We start from the raw sequence: 17,394 nt of genomic DNA, 5'->3' as shown, positions 1-17,394 counted from the left end.
ACTATAAAAAAAGTGAAATTCATAAAAAGTCTATATCTCAATAATTTCTTCTTCTATGTGCTTTTGGGCATTATAGCATTATTTGTCTGCGCTTTTATTTTTCCGAATTTATACAATGCAGTTTGGTTTATTGTTTTGGTTTTGATCACTTTTGTAGGTTTGGATATTTTAATATTGTATCTGGCAAAAACAGGAATTGAAGCCGAGAGAATTACACCGGAAAAGCTTTCAAACGGAGATTTAAATCCAATAAACATTCAAATAAAAAATCATTATACCTTTCCAATTTTGGTTAGGATAATTGATGAAATTCCGTTTCAATTTCAGGTTCGTAATTTTAAAATTGCAAAAAGAATAAAAGCATCAGAAGAAAAAGAAATTGGATACGATCTTCGTCCAACCGAACGCGGCGAATATCATTTTGGTTATTTAAATGTTTATGTTTCTTCACCTTTAAGATTAATTTCAAGAAGATTTTCTTTTGCAAAAGATCAAATGGTGCCAACTTATCCGTCATATATTCAATTGAGAAAATACGATTTAATAGCATTTTCAAATAATTTATATCAATACGGAATTAAAAAAATCCGCCGAATTGGTCATACCATGGAATTTGAACAAATTAAAGAATATGTTCAGGGTGATGATCTTAGAACTATAAACTGGAAAGCCACAGCAAAGAAAAATGCACTGATGGTGAATCAGTTTCAGGACGAAAAATCGCAGTCTGTTTATTTGGCAATTGACAAAGGGCGCGTTATGCAAATGCCTTTTGATGGTTTAAGTTTATTGGATTATGCGATAAATTCAACGCTAGTTTTATCAAATGTAATTTTGAAAAAACAGGATAAAGCAGGAATTTTTGCTTTTTCGAAAAAAGTAGAGAACAGAGTTTTTGCAGAAAGAAGAGGTTCGCAAATGCAAAAAATCCTTGAAACTTTATACAACATCAAAACCGACTTTTTCGAAAGCGATTACAGCCGATTATATGTTGATATCAAGAAAAACATCAACCAAAGAAGTTTGATTATTCTGTACACAAACTTTGAAACAATGGACGGTTTACACCGTCAGCTTCCCTATTTAAAAGGAATTGCAAAAAGTCATTTATTGGTTGTTGTCTTTTTTCAGAATACGGAACTAAACGCTATCATCAATAAAAAAACAGATACCATTCAGGAAGTTTACGATAAAGTAATTGCCGAAAAATTCATGTTTGAAAAACGTCTTATCGCAAACGAATTAAAGAAATACGGAATCCACTCGGTTTTAACGCAGCCTGAGAATTTAACTTTAGATGCTATTAATAAGTATTTGGAGATTAAAGCGAGAGGGATTTTGTAGAAATAAAATAAATTTCTAAACTAATGACAATCATATTATGAAAGGTAGTGGAAAAGATTTTTTTTCAACATTAATAATTATCTTAATAAACGTCTTAATTGTTGGGTTCGGATACTTATTTCTTCTTCTTATCAATTATTCTTCTAAAATTGATAATTTATTTTTAAAAATAGCTCTGTACATAATAATTTGCATAATTATTTTTCAAATAAATAAAAGGTTCCAATCTCGGATTCTTAATATAATTGCCCAAATAATTTATTTACCTATTACAATTTTAGCATTATTTACGGCTATTGCAATTCCTGTCCTAAGTATACAAATTAGTTTGTATCTTTATTTGGCACTATCATTTTTAATTCCAATGATTGCTTATCGATTAGACCAATATTATCAAATTACTGTTATTAATTTAGAAACGTGGATCTATCTAGTTTTAACAGTTGGAGTAATCTTTGCTTTTTTATTACATAATCAAATAAAATTTGTAGTTGACAAAACGGTAGTATACTTCCATAATGGATCAAAAAGAATTCAACATTTCAAACTTATAGAGTTAAATGATTATATAATATCTTTAAGTAATATTAAATTCATCATATTCTTTCTATATCTAATTTATTTAATAATTGTAAATGTGATGACTCTTCAAAACACAAGTTTTTATGAAAATCCAAACATTGACAAAGCTGTTTTACAGTCCTTTGTAACATTTGTCGCATTTGACAGAGTATTATCTACAATAAAATTAACAGAATTTAGACCTTCTAAATTATTAGAAATATTAAAAAATTCATTCAAACATCTATTTGAGCAATAAAAGACAACTCTTACCCATTCAGTTTTAAGAATCAGTTAAGAAAATGTCAATCAGTTATCTTCTTCATAAAACGAATTAAATTTGAACTTATTTATTCTAAATCTTGCAACTCAATCCAACATGAAAAAAGTAGTCCAAATTCTATTCATTTTAATCAGCTTTTTATCTTCTGCACAAAAAACAGAAAACATAATCATTATTACTACTGACGGTTTTAGATGGCAGGAAGTTTTTAAAGGATTAGACCCGGCGATTGCCAATGATAAAAAATTCAATCAGGGAGACAGTACTTATATTTATAAAAGATACTCCGCTTCAGATTTTGCAGCATCTCGCCAAAAAATCATGCCTTTTTTCTGGACAGAAATTGCTTCAAAAGGACAAATTTATGGAAATCGTGATCTTGGAAGTAAAGTAGATGCATCAAATCCGTATTGGTTTAGTTATCCTGGTTATAGCGAAATCATGACAGGAAATGTTGATGTTCAGATAAATTCTAACGGTTACAAACCCAATCCAAACGTAAATGTTCTGGAATTCCTAAATAAACAATCTAAACTAAAAGGAAAAGTTGCTGCTTTTGGTGCGTGGGACGCTTTTGACCGAATTTTAAATGAAGAAAGAAGTGGTTTTCCGGTAATTTCTGCTTTTGATAATGTGGGCGGAAACAAACCTACAGCCTCTCAAAAATTATTAAACGAAATGCGAAATAATTCGTTTAAACCTTTTCATGAAGATGAATGCCTTGATGTTTTTACGCATTATGAGGCAATGGACGAACTTAAAAACAAGAAACCAAAAGTATTATACATTTCTTACGGCGAAACTGACGAATGGGCGCATCATGGTCATTACAGATCATATCTTGACGCCGTTAATCAGGTAGATAAATGGATTAAAGAAATCTGGGATTTTGTACAAAATGATCCACAGTACAAAAACAAAACGACTATTTTTATTACCGTAGATCACGGCCGCGGTGACAAAATAAAATCACAATGGACAGATCACGGAGCTGATATTGTTGGCGCATCGCAAATTTGGTTCGCCGCAATGGGACCAGAAATTGCCCCAAAAGGCGAAATCAAAACAGATTCGCAATTCTACCAAAAACAATTCGCCCAGACTTTTGCAAAAATCATGGGATACAATTTCACAACAGATCATCCTATTGAAACTGAAGTTAAAGAAGTCTTTGAGAAATAACTGAGTTCTTGTTTGCCACAAATTACACGAATTTTCACGAATTTATTTTGATTATGTTCAATTATAATTAGTGAAAATTCGTGTAATTCGTGGCAAAAACCATAACAATTCAAAACCTACAAGGTTTTAAAAACCTTGCAGGAAGAAAAAAACTCTGTACCTTTGAGCCTTTGCAACTTTGAGACTCAAAAAAATGAAACAAATAACTTCAGTTCAAAATCCGTTTATAAAATCGCTTGCTTTATTACAGGAAAAAGCAAAAGCCAGAAAACAAACCGGAACATTTTTAATTGAAGGACAACGCGAAATTTCATTAGCCATAAAAGGCGGTTACGAAATTGAAACCATTTTATTTTTACCCGATTTAGTTACAGAAAGTCAAATTAACAAACTAGTTACTCAATCAGTTCAGTTAATCGAAATCAACAAAGAAGTTTACCAAAAACTAGCTTATCGCGATACAACCGAAGGTATTTTGGCTGTAGCCAAAACCAAATCCTTAAAATTATCTGATTTAAAATTATCTGATAATCCATTAATTTTAGTGGCTGAATCTCTTGAAAAACCCGGAAATGTTGGTGCCGTTTTACGTACCGCAGATGCCGCAAATCTTGATGCCGTTTTAATTGCTGACCCAAAAAGCGATTTATACAACCCGAATATTGTGCGCTCCAGCGTTGGCTGTTTATTTACCAACCAAATCGCCACTGGAACAACCGAAGAAATTATTGCATTTTTGAAAGAAAAAAAGATCAATTTTTATTCGGCTACTTTACAAAATTCAACTTCCTATCATACCCAAAACTTCACCACTCCAACCGCTTTGGTTGTGGGTACAGAAGCTACAGGCCTAACACAAAAATGGCGTGAAGCCGCAACACAAAACATCATTATCCCAATGCAGGGCGAAATCGACAGCATGAATGTTTCGGTCGCTGCCGCTATTTTAATTTTTGAAGCGAAAAGACAAAGAGGGTTTTAGATTTTAGATTTTAGATTTTAGATTTTAGATTTTAGATTTTAGATTTTAGATTTTAGATTTTAGATTTTAGATTTTAGATTTTAGATTTTAGATTTTAGATTTATAAAAAATCGCTGCGCTCTTTTTTATTGGGATTTGGTCCCGAAGCTTCTGGATAAAAAATTGGAATTTATTTTTAAATAAGCTGTCAGGCTGAGCGAAGTCGAAGCCCTTTCCAGAGACGAAAAATCTCAAAATTTCACCCTCAAAAATCTAAAATCTTAACTCTAAAATCAACAATCCATTCCCTTGTATATGTTCTAACTTATTCTTATTTTTAGTACTTGAACTATGCCGTTATGATAGAAATAGATATTGAAAAAGAAAACAAAGCAATTGCACACGAATACAAGGAATTACTGCGAATTAGTTACCAGACTTTAAGCCCTGCCGACAAAAAATTAATTCGGAAAGCTTTTGATGTTGCTGTTGATGCCCATAAAGAACAAAGACGCAAATCTGGTGAAGCGTATATCTTTCATCCTATTGCAGTTGCAAAAATTGTTGCCTCAGAAATTGGTCTGGGAGCGACCTCTATTGCCGCGGCTTTATTACACGATGTTGTCGAAGATACTCCTATAACTGTTGAAGATATTGAGCGTTTATTTAACCCAAAAGTAGCGCAGCTTGTTGAAGGTTTAACTAAGATTTCATTAGTCCAAAAAGACTTAAATGCATCCATGCAGGCGGAAAATTTCCGCAAAATGATTCTGACTTTGAACGATGACGTACGTGTAATTTTGATAAAATTAGCCGATCGTCTTCACAACATGCAGACCATGGATTCGATGGCAGAATATAAACAGACAAAAATTGCTTCGGAAACGCTTTATATTTACGCTCCTCTAGCCCATCGTTTGGGACTTTACAATATCAAAACCAAATTAGAAGATTTAGGATTAAAGTACACAGAACCTGCTGTATACGAAGATATTGTAAGCAAAATTAGAGAAACTAAAGAAGAACAGGATGCTTATATCAAAGATATTTCGGATGTTTTGAAGAAATCTCTTGATGCTGAAAATATAGATTATATTATAAAAGGCCGTCCGAAATCTATTTATTCGATCCGCCGTAAAATGCGTGCGCAAAACGTAAGTTTTGATGAAGTGTACGACAAATTTGCGCTTAGAATTGTTTATAAATCAGATCCGCATGATGAAAAATTCATCGCCTGGAAAATATATTCCATCGTAACCGATCACTACAGACCAAGCCCGAGCCGTTTGCGTGACTGGATTTCATCTCCAAAATCAACTGGTTATGAAGCACTTCACATTACGGTTATGGGACCCAAAGGACGCTGGGTCGAAGTTCAGGTTCGAAGCGAACGTATGGATGAAATTGCCGAAAAAGGTTATGCGGCACATTACAAATATAAAAATGGCGCAAGCGAAGAAAGCGGCTTAGATGTCTGGCTGAATTTACTTCGCGAAGCTTTAGAAAATCCGGAGACAAATGCGGTAGATTTTGTAGAAGATTTCAAAATGAATTTGTACTCAAAAGAAATTTTCATATTTACCCCAAAAGGAGAAATAAAATCATTGCCAAAAGGGGCAACTTCGCTCGATTTTGCTTTCAGCATTCACTCAGAAATTGGAATTAAAACAAGAGGAACCCGCGTAAACGGACGTCTTGTGCCTTTAAACCATGAATTAAAAAGCGGCGATCAGGTTGAAGTTATTACATCGGCAAACCAAAAACCTACGGTAAACTGGCTGGAATACGTAACCACTTCAAGAGCAAAAAATAAAATCAAAAATGTTCTTAACGAGAACACGAAAAAAATTGGCGAGGAAGGAAAAGAATTACTTACCCGAAAACTTAAACATTTAAAAATTACGCTTAACGAGCAAGTTACAAATGAGTTGGTTAACTTTTTTAAATTAAAAACCAGTTTAGATTTATTTTATCGCGTTGGAATTGGCGCTATAGAAAACCAGCAGTTAAAAGATTACGCAGCACAAAAAGGAAATACGTTTATCAATTTCTTTAAAAATAAAATTAAAAGAAATAAAGACAATACCGCTGCCGAAGATATTCATAAACCAGTCATTAGCAGTAATTACGACATGCTGGTTTTTGGAACGGAGCATGATAAACTGGATTATAAACTTTCGCAATGCTGCAATCCAATTCCGGGTGACGATGTTTTTGGTTTTGTAACGATAAACGAAGGAATTAAAGTGCATAAAAAAGATTGTCCAAACGCAATTGGAATGCAGTCAAACTACGCATACAGAATCATGAGTGCCAAATGGATAGATTCTTCTCAGGAAGAGTTTAAAGCCATTATCAATATTACCGGAATGGACGTTTTAGGACTTACAAATCAATTAACCCGTGTAATTTCAAACAATATGAGCGTTAATATTCAGAGTATTTCTTTGAGTACTGATGCCGGAATTTTTCACGGTCAAATTGCTGTAATTGTTCAAAACAATACCATTTTGAAAAAAATGATTAATGCCATTAAAAAAATTGACGGCGTTGATAAAGTTACCAGAGAATATAGAACCTAAATAAGTCAAAAGTTTAAAGTCTTAAAGTCAAAAGAAATACAACATCGTGACTATTTTACTTAAACTATTGATATAAATATTTTTTTATGAACGCAAATTCCTTAGAAATTCCCGAAGTTATTTTTGATGAAAATGGAGAACTTTTAATTGTCGCTTCTAAATCTTCCTCAAAAGATGATTTCGATTTCTTTCAGGGAAAATCAGTTATTCGTAACAAAAAATTAAAAACAAGATTTGCCAGTTGCACAGAATGGATTGAATTTCCATCGACTCAGGAAATGTATAAAATTTTAAACGGGATTGGTAATATTGATAATTTTCTTGCCACTTTTGATGGTGAACCTTTTGAAGGAATGACCGTTAGATTATTTAATCCGAAAACAAAATTGTGGAGCATTTACTGGGCCGATTCCAATTCAGGAACATTAGACAAACCCGTTGTAGGCTCTTTTGAAGATAAAATTGGACATTTTTTCTCAAAGGATATTTATGAAGGCAGAAATGTAATTCAGGTATTTAGATGGGATGCCCGTGATGAAAATAATCCGGTGTGGAGTCAGGCCATGTCTGACGATCAGGGAAAAACATGGGAATGGAACTGGTATATGTATATGTCAAAAACGAGCTGAAAATCTGTTATTTTTATCCTAAATTAAAATAATTATGTTAATTAAGTTCTATTGAACTTTGTAAAGTATAATAGCGTAAAAGCCTAAAATTGGTGCATTGCCCCCTATCAAATTCCAGTTTAAACGTTAAACTTTAAACCCGAAACTTTTATTCATTAAAAATAAAAAATTATCTTTGCAGGATATGACACTTATTTCAACTGACAACACTAAGAATCAAGAAATTGTAAAAAATGTTTTTACAATGTATCTTGAACAAAAAGGGCATCGCAAAACTCCTGAGCGTTATGCTATACTTCAGGAAATTTACGATAGCGAGGAGCATTTTGACATAGAAAATCTATACATCAAAATGAAAAACAAAAACTACCGTGTGAGCAGGGCTACGCTTTACAACACGATCGAGTTATTGTTAGACTGCGCTTTGGTTAGAAAACATCAATTTGGACAAAATCAGGCTTACTACGAAAAATCATATTTTGATAAACAGCATGATCACATCATTATGACAGATTCTGGTGAGGTAATTGAATTTTGCGATCCAAGAATTCAAACCATCAAAAAAACTATCGAAGAGATATTTGATATTGAAATCACAAATCACTCGCTTTATTTCTACGGAAACAAAAAGCAGAGCTCACAGTCTTAAAATAAAGACTTTTTCAAAAAATAAAAAAAAAGAAAATTAACTACATAATCAGTAGGGCAAGTTTTGATTGTCCTAACGCAAATTAAAAACAGAATGACCGTAGATTTATTACTAGGATTACAATGGGGAGATGAAGGTAAAGGAAAGATTGTTGACGTTCTTACCTCAAATTATGATATAATTGCACGTTTTCAAGGAGGACCAAATGCAGGACATACATTAGAATTTGACGGAATTAAACACGTACTTAGAACTATTCCTTCTGGAATTTTCCATAAAGATTCAATAAATATTATCGGAAATGGTGTTGTAATTGATCCTGTAGTTTTTCAAAAAGAAATTGAAGGTTTAGAGAAATTCAACCTTGATATCAAAAAGAAATTAATCATTTCAAGAAAAGCACATTTAATTTTACCAACGCACCGTTTGCTTGATGCGGCTTCTGAAACTTCAAAAGGAAAAGCAAAAATTGGTTCTACTCTTAAAGGAATTGGCCCAACTTATATGGACAAAACGGGTAGAAACGGTTTACGTGTAGGTGATATCGAACTTGAAGATTTTAACGAGCGTTACAGAGCATTGGCTGACAAGCACGAAGCTATGATTGCTTTCTACGATGTTGCGATTCAATACAATTTAGCTGAACTTGAGAAAGAGTTTTTTGAAGCTGTCGAAGAATTAAAAAAATTAGATTTTATTGACAGTGAAGAATATATCCACCAGGCTCAAAAAGCAGGCAAATCTATTCTGTGCGAAGGGGCTCAGGGTTCATTATTGGATGTTGATTTTGGAACTTATCCTTTTGTAACTTCATCAAATACTACTGCTGCCGGAGCTTGTACTGGTTTAGGAATTGCTCCTAACAAAATCAAAGAAGTTTACGGAATTTTTAAAGCTTATGTTACTCGTGTTGGAAGCGGACCTTTCCCAACAGAACTTTTTGACGAAGTTGGTGCAACAATGGCAAGAGTTGGTAACGAATTTGGATCTGTAACAGGAAGACAAAGACGCTGCGGATGGTTAGACCTTGTAGCTTTAAAATATGCTGTTCAGGTCAATGGAGTTACACAGTTAATGATGATGAAAGGCGATGTTCTTTCTGGTTTTGATACTTTAAAAGTTTGTACAGAATACAACTATAAAGGACAAAACATTGCTCACTTTCCTTATAACATTGAGCCAGAAAATGTTACTCCGGTTTATCAGGAATTCAAAGGCTGGAAAGCTGACTTAACGGGATTGACAACTTACGATCAATTACCAATTGAGCTAAAAGAATATATTGAATTTATTGAAAAAGAAATCGAAGTGCCAATCAAAATTGTATCGGTTGGGCCAGACAGAAAGCAGACAATAACAATATAATACACTTAAACGCTCTGATAATCAGGGCGTTTTTTTTATGAAACTATTTTCGAAATGAGAAAAAATCCAGAAATTGAAATTACAGAAACCAAGTTATTATCAGACAATTGGTATATTTTAAACCGAGTTTCTTTTAGTTATAAAAAAGAGAAAGAAGAAGCACAAATTCATACCCGAGAAGTTTATGATCGCGGAAACGGTGCCGGAATCTTACTATATAATTCAGATAAAAAGACCGTTATTTTAACGCGTCAGTTTCGTTTACCTACTTTCCTTAACGGAAATAAAACAGGAATGATGATTGAAGTCTGTGCCGGACTTTTAGATCAGGATAATCCTGAACAGGCAATTATTCGTGAAACCGAAGAAGAAACCGGATATCGAATAAAGAAAGTACAAAAAGTAGTAGAAACTTATATGTCCCCTGGTGCTGTAACAGAAATCTTGTATCTTTTTGTTGGAGAATATGACGAAAGCATGAAAGTAAGTGAAGGCGGCGGACTGGATGCTGAACAGGAAAATATTGAAGTCCTGGAATATACTTTTGATGAAGCTTATGCCATGATCGAATCTGGTGAAATTACTGATGCTAAAACAATTTTGTTGCTGCAGCATGTAAAAATTAAAGGTTTGATATAGTTTTTTGAGTATTTTTAGGTTCTAAAAACTTTAAAATGCTCAAATCTAAAATATTCTTTTTTCTGTTTTTTCCGTTTCTTCTAATCGCGCAAAATGTAAAACTGCCGATTGAAAAACTAAAACAAGATCTTATTATTTTTAAAGATATTAGAGAAAAAGCTAATTCCGGGCTTTATAAATACCGGACAAAACAGCAAATTGACAGCATTTATTCTTGGGCGTTTTCACAGATAAAACAGCCCAAAACACTGCTGGATTTTTATAAGATTATTTTAAAAATTACCGATTTCGAAGGCAGCCTTCATAATGGCACAACACTTCCTGATGATTTTCAAAATAAATATTCATCAGGAAATGTTTTTTTTCCTTATCCTGTAAAATTGATTGAAAATAAACTAGTTATTAATTTTCAGAATACTGAAATTCCGTTAGGTTCCCAGATTCATTCAATTAACAGAATTGCTATCAATCAAATATTAGATGCGTTTTCTAAATATTACACAACCGACGGTTATAACATCACCGGAAAATCGATTGGTATTGGAAGTTCGTTTGCTAAATATTTCGAAATGGAGTATGGACCTCAAAAGTTTTTTTTAGTTGAATACTCCCTTCCCAATAAGTCTCAAAAATTAAAAAAAACTGTTGCAGCAGTTTCTAATGAAATTCGAAAAGAGAATTTCAAAAACCGCCACTCACTTCCTATTGACAGCTTACAATACGGAAAAATAAAAGGTAAATATTCTTTTAAAGTTATTTCACCCAATACAAGTTTACTTGCCATTAATACATTTGCAATTGGCAGAAATGCAAAAGACAAAGAGCATTTGGCTTATAAAAAATATGTGGACAGCTGTTTTCAATATCTTTCTGATAATTTACAAATAAAAAATCTAATCGTTGATGTTAGAAATAATGGCGGAGGAACTGATCCAAATGATATAATAACTTTTTCATATTTAGCGCAAAAACCATTTAGGGAAAATGCTCTTGCTTATGTCAATTTTCAGGAGATTCCATTTCCGGAATATCTTGTTTATGAAGAAAATGAACTTCAAAAACAACAGGAAGAAAAAAAAGATTTTGAAGATGAAATAAAAGACGAGTTTCCGAAATTAGAAAACGGTAAATATATTCAGGACGAAAAATTCAATCTTTTATTACAACCTGATAAAAACAATTTTAAAGGGCAGATTTATCTATTAATAAGCCCGAGAATTGCTTCTGCAGGATCATTATTTACCTCTTTAGCAGCAGGAAACACAAATGCTGTTGTTATTGGCGAAGAAACAATGGGTGGTTATTTCGGACACAACGGCCACACTCCTATCGAATATGAGTTACCAAACACAAAAATAAAAACACAATTTTCGATTGTAAATTTAGAGCAGGACGTGCCTAAAAAAGCCAGTCAGATTTTTGGAAGAGGAATTATTCCCGATCATGAAGTTAGGCAAACTTTAGATGATTTTTTGCGAAATAAGGATACGCAGTTTGAATATACTTTGAAATTAATTGAGCAGAAATAATCTTTACAATTTTATCTGTTAAATGAAAATCCAGCAAACTATTCAAAAAATTGTGTAAGGTATATTGACGAGTATAGTTATAACTTTATTTTTATAAAAATTACGACTTATGAAAAAGTTATATCATACAGCAAACGTATTACTTATATTAATGTTAACTTTAGTTGTTTCTTGTAAAAAAAGCGACACCGCCAATTTAACCAAAAATACTAAGCCTAAAAAAACAATTGAATACAAGAAACCGAAATCGGCTGTTTCTTACCAGATTGAAAGAACAAAAGACTGGCTTAAAACTAACGAAACAAACAGCAGTAAACTAAATATTCTTTATGCCGTAAACAGAACTGACAAAGCAAATTTTAAAAAATTAGACTCAGTAGTTATTCCGGCAGATTTTAGCGGAGATTTGGTTTACTACTTACCATTTCCATTGCATGTTACTGCTTTAGAAGAAGTTTCTAAAATCATTATTTTTTCCTATCCTTCGCAAGCCTTTGCTGCTTACGAAAACGGTGAGTTGGTTCGTACGGGTCCAACAAACATGGGAAGAAAAAAGGCCCCTACGCCAACCGGATTGTTTTTTACCAATTGGAAAGCAGAAAAAACAACAAGTACTTTTAATGACGAATGGGAATTAAAATGGAATTTTAATATCGAGAACAAACTCGGAGTTGGTTTTCATCAATATGAATTACCGGGTTATCCGGCATCACATTCCTGCTTGAGATTATTGGAAAAAGATGCAAAATATCTTTACAAATTTGCCGATGAATGGATTTTGAAAGACGAAGAAAATGTAAAAGTAAAAGGAACTCCGGTTGTAGTTTTTGGAAATTATAATTTTGACGCTCCAAAACCGTGGCTGCAATTAACAGCTGATCCAAAAGCTTTAAATATATCTGAATCTGATATTGAGAAAGAGGTAAAACCTTTTATTCAGAAGATTTTAGACAATCAAAAATTAAGGGAAGCGGAACAAACTAATTCGCTTTAAAAAAATATTTTTTCATAAAAAAAGCAGCTTATAATTTATCTATAAGCTGCTTTTTTGTTTTTAATCAAAAACTAAAAATTTAGATAAAATAAAATTTTCATTGATGATAATTTGTCTACTTTCGTTTAACAAAACGTCAAATATCTATCGTACTAACTTTCACACATGAAAAAATCATTTTTACTATTTTTTATTATTGTACCATTTTTCAATTATGGACAATCGAACGAAATTTTAGACTTCAAACCGGGTTACTCACCTGAAACTATTTACACTCAAACAGTAACTAATTCTTCAGATTATGAAATGACATATTCAGGATCTGAAAAATTACTGGAAATACTAAAGAAAAACGGAACGGAAAATCCTGTCAAAATAAAAAGTTCATTTAATGTAGAAACTGTTTCTAAAACTGGAAAAATTGGTAAAGACGGAAATTTCCCTATAACCATAGAATACCTAAAATCTTCTGATAAAGACGGAAAAAGTGTAATTCCAAGCGGAACCCTTTTGTTTGGTAATGCCACACTTTCAAGCATGCCAAAATTAGATTCGATCGTAGGTACAGGAATGGAAGAAAATTTTAAAAAAAGTATTTTTCAAATGGTTCAAAGCACTTTTAATCAACTAGCTCTGCCGGAGAAAAAATTAAAAACAGGTGAATCTTTTTCACAGGAAAGTCCACTTACACTTCCTATTGGCGGTATGAACATCGAAATGGTTATTACAACAACGTATAACTTAAAAAGTATTACTGAAAAATCTGCTTTTTTTGATATTATCCAAATATATTCAATGAAATTCACTAAAACTGGCTTTGAGTCAAGTGGTTCAGGAAATGGAACAGGAAAATTAGTTTATGATATCCCAAATCATTTTGTAAGTGAAAATACTTTAAACATGGAATTAAATCTTAACTTAAAGCATACCGACTTTAATATCGATTTAAAATCAAAAAGTGATTATAGTCAACTTGCTAAAATTTCCAAAAAATAAATCAAAAAAGGCATAAGAATTGAACTCTTATGCCTTTTTTAATATTTAAAAAAACTAAAAATTATCTAGAATAATTTGGAGCTTCTTTTGTAATAGTTACATTATGTGGGTGGCTTTCAGTGATTCCACTTGACGTGATTCTAACAAAACGCCCAGACTCTTGTAAAGTTGGAATATCTTTTGAACCACAGTATCCCATTCCGGCACGAAGACCTCCAATAAACTGGAGCATACTTTCGTTTAATTCACCTTTATAAGGAACACGACCAACAATTCCTTCCGGAACTAATTTTTTAACATCGTCTTCAACATCCTGGAAATAACGATCTTTTGAACCAGTCTGCATTGCTTCAACAGAACCCATTCCTCGGTATGATTTGAATTTTCTTCCTTCAAAAATAATAGTTTCACCCGGAGATTCTTTTGTTCCTGCTAATAATGAACCTAACATTACACAATCAGCACCTGCAGCAATTGCTTTAGGAATATCTCCTGTATAACGAATTCCACCATCAGCAATTACAGGAACACCTGTTCCTTTAATAGCAGCAGCAACTTCTAAAACCGCTGAAAACTGAGGAAAACCAACACCTGCAACGATACGTGTAGTACAAATAGAACCAGGACCGATTCCTACTTTTACACCATCGGCACCGTTTTCTACTAAATATTTAGCAGCTTCCGGCGTTGCAATGTTTCCAACCACTACATCTATTTGAGGGAATTTTGATTTTACTTCTTTTAATACATTTACCACACCTTCAGTATGTCCGTGTGCTGTATCAATAATAATAGCGTCTACACCGGCAGCAACTAAAGCTTCAGCTCTTTGAACTGCATCTCCGGTAACGCCAATTGCAGCAGCAACTCTCAAACGGCCAAAAGTATCTTTGTTAGCGATTGGTTTTTGAGTCAGTTTTGTAATATCTCTAAACGTAATTAAACCAACTAATTCGTTTTTAGCATTTACAACTGGCAATTTTTCGATTTTATGGCCTTGTAAAACTACTTCGGCTTGTTCTAGTGAAGTTCCTTCGGCGACAGTAACTAAGTTTTTACTTGTCATTACCTCAGCGATTGGTCTTGCTCCGTTTTTTTCGAAACGTAAGTCACGATTGGTAACAATTCCTTTAAGGATTCTGTTTTCGTCAACGATTGGAATACCGCCAATTCCGAATTCTCTCATGGCGTTTTTAGCGTCTGCAATAGTTGAATTCATTGGTAATGTTACCGGATCGATAATCATCCCTGCTTCAGCACGCTTTACTTTTCTAACCTTTCCAGCTTGCTGCTCGATGGTCATATTTTTATGTAAAACTCCAATTCCGCCTTCTTGTGCCATAGCGATTGCCATTGCACTTTCGGTCACTGTATCCATAGCAGCAGATACGATTGGAACGTTTAATGTTATGTTTCTTGAAAATTTTGATTTGATACTCACTTCGCGGGGAAGCACATTCGAGTAGTTAGGTACTAATAATACATCGTCGTAAGTTAAACCTTCGCCGATAATCTTGGAGTTGTGTGCTATCATGGTGCAATTTCTAGTTGAATTGCGTGCAAATATAGTGAATAAATTGCTAACTTAAATACTAACTTATTCATAAATTTAAGTTTACAGGAATCGTCTTACGATTTAAATTCCAAATTTTAAATCCCAAATTCCAATCAATAAAGCAAAAATAAAGGCCTTACTCAATTGGAATTTAAAGTATTGGAATTTTATTTTTTATCTTGAAAAATGAAGTTAAAACCAAATTGAAAGGCAAGACTATTGGCTTTTGTGACATCTTTATACTCTAAAACATTATCGAATAAAGCGTAAATATTAAATTTTCCGAGTGTTCCGGAAAGTCCTAAACCAATATTTTTATTTGAATACGGATCGAATGTATAAGTGACTTTGGCATTCAGCTTTTCAAAAATACTGCGTTTATAAAAAGCCGTCAAAGCAGCATAAGGTTCTATTGGCATTGTCATTATAAACAACTGCGCGCCAACAGCATTTAAATATCTTGTTTCACTTGAACCTTTACAATTACACTCTCCATCGTATCTTGATTCGCCAAATGAATATTGAATGGAGGAATTAAATTTTACGGGGCGCCAGGTTGTATATTTATTATAAGACGTATCTCGCGGAATAGCCGCATCAAACTCATCAAAAATATTTTCCGGTTCATTTACAGCATCAAAACCTGGGTTTACTCCGTCATATCTGTAAGCACCTTTATATGTCAACGTCTCAATGTCTTTAGTATGCTTTATAAAACCAACATCAAGTATACTGGCAGTAAGCTGTAGATTTTCTTTAATATTATAAGTAATACCGGCATCAAATCCTAAACCTAAACTTCCATTCAAAAAAGTATTGTGTGCAATATCACTGGGGATACTTCCTTCGTATTCATCTTTTGTAAATTTCCCGATGCCCGAAGTTTTAAGCTCTAAGTTTGATTCGATTATTTGAGTGTACAAATTAGTTCCCGTTCCTTGCCCGGTATAAATATATCCCGAGTTTTTAGTTGAAGTCGCATTGGCACCGCTTGAATAAATTTTAGCCCGCCCGCCTAAAACCAGTTTTTTGTTTAGTTTTTTGTGAAATCCTACGTGGAAAACAGAAAGCACTTCGGCGCGTAAATTTAAATCGGCCAAGTTAAATGATTTCCCAATATAATTCTTGTTTCCGTCTACCCCTAAAATGGCAATATCTTTTGGGAAATACATTAAAAAATCAAATTCCTGATATGCCCCAAACGAAATATAAGATTGACTGTCCTCTCCTCCTACTCTAAATCCCCCAGAGAATATTTCAAGCTGCTGGTTTACCTGTGTTTTATCATTTGCAGATGATTTATTGATAATATTTCGCACTTTATCATTAAAATCAACGCCGTTATCAGCAAATAAATCATAAGCCGAAAAACTGCTGGAACCAATATTTGCAGAAACTCCGGACAGAAGCGGAACGCCAAAATAATATTTATATGAAACATCGGCCCCTGGGTTTACAAGCGAAGACTGTGGAATTGACGTAAAATTGTACAGCACTTGTTTATTTTGGGAATAACAAAAAAGCTGCAACAGAGGCATTAAAATTAAAAGTGCTTTTCTCATTTTACTTTCATATAAACGGTTGCACCTGATTTAAATTTTAAATTACCCGAAATATCGCCTGATCCAGATCCTGTTACGGTTGTTACTACAAAACCAATTTTCATGGTCTTTTTTAATAAATTTAACCGTTCTCCCTCAAAAACTTCTGTAGGATATTGTATTATGTTTGAGCCTCCGGTATAGGTTGGAACAGCCAAATCAATAGTTTCTAATAGCTGATTATTGGCATCTATAAACTGCAATTCGATTTCAAAAGCTCTGTTTATAGTATTTTCAATTTCGAAATTAAGTTCGGCTTTTACCAGATTATCTGTAAAAAATTTCTTTTTAAAAACATCAAATTCTTCAACATCAGGCGGTATTTGCTGTCCCTGTCCATTATCATCAATTTGATCTGCAGTAACATTAAAGTAAGCGAGATTTGCCACATAAACGGGTTCAAGCACAAAATCATCGATTTGGTCAAAGTCTAAATCACTTGAACAAGAGAGAAATAAAACTGCGGAAAAGAGTGCTATAGAGATTCTATATAAAAGATTTCGTTTCATTTTTAATTAATTAAG

General features: G+C 33.1%; 15 protein-coding genes. 12 read left to right on the top strand and 3 right to left on the bottom strand.

Features of this window, described 5'->3' with window-relative positions:
* Nucleotides 1-12: 12 nt before the first annotated feature.
* The 12 genes from AABD74_RS11455 (at nt 13) to AABD74_RS11400 (ending at nt 13,714) form a co-directional block, all read left to right on the top strand.
* Nucleotides 13-1,344 carry a DUF58 domain-containing protein gene (locus AABD74_RS11455; protein WP_406845611.1) on the top strand — a complete coding sequence of 444 codons (1,332 nt, stop codon included), beginning with the start codon at nt 13-15 and terminating at the stop codon, nt 1,342-1,344.
* 37 nt (nt 1,345-1,381) lie between these two features.
* Complete coding sequence (locus AABD74_RS11450) at nt 1,382-2,164, top strand: hypothetical protein (protein ID WP_232681264.1); 783 nt, start codon at nt 1,382-1,384, stop codon at nt 2,162-2,164.
* 120 nt (nt 2,165-2,284) lie between these two features.
* Entirely contained in the window at nt 2,285-3,370 is a 1,086-nt protein-coding gene (locus AABD74_RS11445; protein WP_406845610.1) for a phosphoglyceromutase, read from the top strand.
* Nucleotides 3,371-3,563: 193 nt separating this feature from the next.
* Nucleotides 3,564-4,352, top strand: coding sequence for a TrmH family RNA methyltransferase (locus tag AABD74_RS11440; RefSeq protein ID WP_406845609.1), 789 nt, complete (start codon nt 3,564-3,566; stop codon nt 4,350-4,352).
* A gap of 338 nt (nt 4,353-4,690) precedes the next feature.
* The gene (locus tag AABD74_RS11435) at nt 4,691-6,913 is read left to right on the top strand and encodes a bifunctional (p)ppGpp synthetase/guanosine-3',5'-bis(diphosphate) 3'-pyrophosphohydrolase (RefSeq protein WP_232681258.1); all 2,223 of its coding nucleotides are present in this window, start codon (nt 4,691-4,693) and stop codon (nt 6,911-6,913) included.
* 86 nt (nt 6,914-6,999) lie between these two features.
* Nucleotides 7,000-7,542, top strand: a complete 543-nt coding sequence (locus tag AABD74_RS11430) for a hypothetical protein (RefSeq protein WP_232681257.1) — start codon at nt 7,000-7,002, stop codon at nt 7,540-7,542.
* 184 nt (nt 7,543-7,726) lie between these two features.
* Nucleotides 7,727-8,191 carry a Fur family transcriptional regulator gene (locus AABD74_RS11425; protein ID WP_053471018.1) on the top strand — a complete coding sequence of 155 codons (465 nt, stop codon included), beginning with the start codon at nt 7,727-7,729 and terminating at the stop codon, nt 8,189-8,191.
* A 93-nt stretch (nt 8,192-8,284) separates the two neighbouring features.
* Complete coding sequence (locus AABD74_RS11420) at nt 8,285-9,556, top strand: adenylosuccinate synthase (RefSeq protein WP_232681256.1); 1,272 nt, start codon at nt 8,285-8,287, stop codon at nt 9,554-9,556.
* A gap of 54 nt (nt 9,557-9,610) precedes the next feature.
* A complete protein-coding gene (locus AABD74_RS11415; protein WP_406845608.1) occupies nt 9,611-10,195 on the top strand; it encodes an NUDIX domain-containing protein in 585 nt (194 codons plus the stop codon).
* A 35-nt stretch (nt 10,196-10,230) separates the two neighbouring features.
* Nucleotides 10,231-11,724, top strand: a complete 1,494-nt coding sequence (locus AABD74_RS11410) for a S41 family peptidase (protein WP_406845607.1) — start codon at nt 10,231-10,233, stop codon at nt 11,722-11,724.
* A 109-nt stretch (nt 11,725-11,833) separates the two neighbouring features.
* Entirely contained in the window at nt 11,834-12,718 is an 885-nt protein-coding gene (locus AABD74_RS11405) for a L,D-transpeptidase (RefSeq protein ID WP_406845606.1), read from the top strand.
* A gap of 165 nt (nt 12,719-12,883) precedes the next feature.
* Nucleotides 12,884-13,714 carry a hypothetical protein gene (locus AABD74_RS11400; protein ID WP_406845605.1) on the top strand — a complete coding sequence of 277 codons (831 nt, stop codon included), beginning with the start codon at nt 12,884-12,886 and terminating at the stop codon, nt 13,712-13,714.
* A 61-nt stretch (nt 13,715-13,775) separates the two neighbouring features.
* Here AABD74_RS11400 and guaB read toward each other — a convergent pair whose 3' ends face one another.
* The 3 genes from guaB to AABD74_RS11385 form a co-directional block, all read right to left on the bottom strand.
* Nucleotides 13,776-15,248 carry an IMP dehydrogenase gene (gene guaB / locus AABD74_RS11395; RefSeq protein ID WP_232681251.1) on the bottom strand — a complete coding sequence of 491 codons (1,473 nt, stop codon included), beginning with the start codon at nt 15,246-15,248 and terminating at the stop codon, nt 13,776-13,778.
* Nucleotides 15,249-15,436: 188 nt separating this feature from the next.
* A complete protein-coding gene (locus AABD74_RS11390) occupies nt 15,437-16,831 on the bottom strand; it encodes a DUF5723 family protein (protein ID WP_406845604.1) in 1,395 nt (464 codons plus the stop codon).
* Nucleotides 16,828-17,379 (bottom strand): hypothetical protein, encoded by a 552-nt coding sequence (locus AABD74_RS11385; RefSeq protein WP_232681249.1) that lies wholly within the window; start codon nt 17,377-17,379, stop codon nt 16,828-16,830. Before AABD74_RS11385 ends, AABD74_RS11390 begins: the two co-directional genes overlap by 4 nt.
* Nucleotides 17,380-17,394 lie beyond the last annotated feature (15 nt).

Origin of the sequence: Flavobacterium soyae (assembly GCF_045348165.1) — a bacterium.
GTDB lineage: Bacteria > Bacteroidota > Bacteroidia > Flavobacteriales > Flavobacteriaceae > Flavobacterium > Flavobacterium soyae.
The sequence above is the reverse complement of the archived record's forward strand: the minus strand, read 5'-3'. Positions and strand labels throughout refer to the sequence as shown.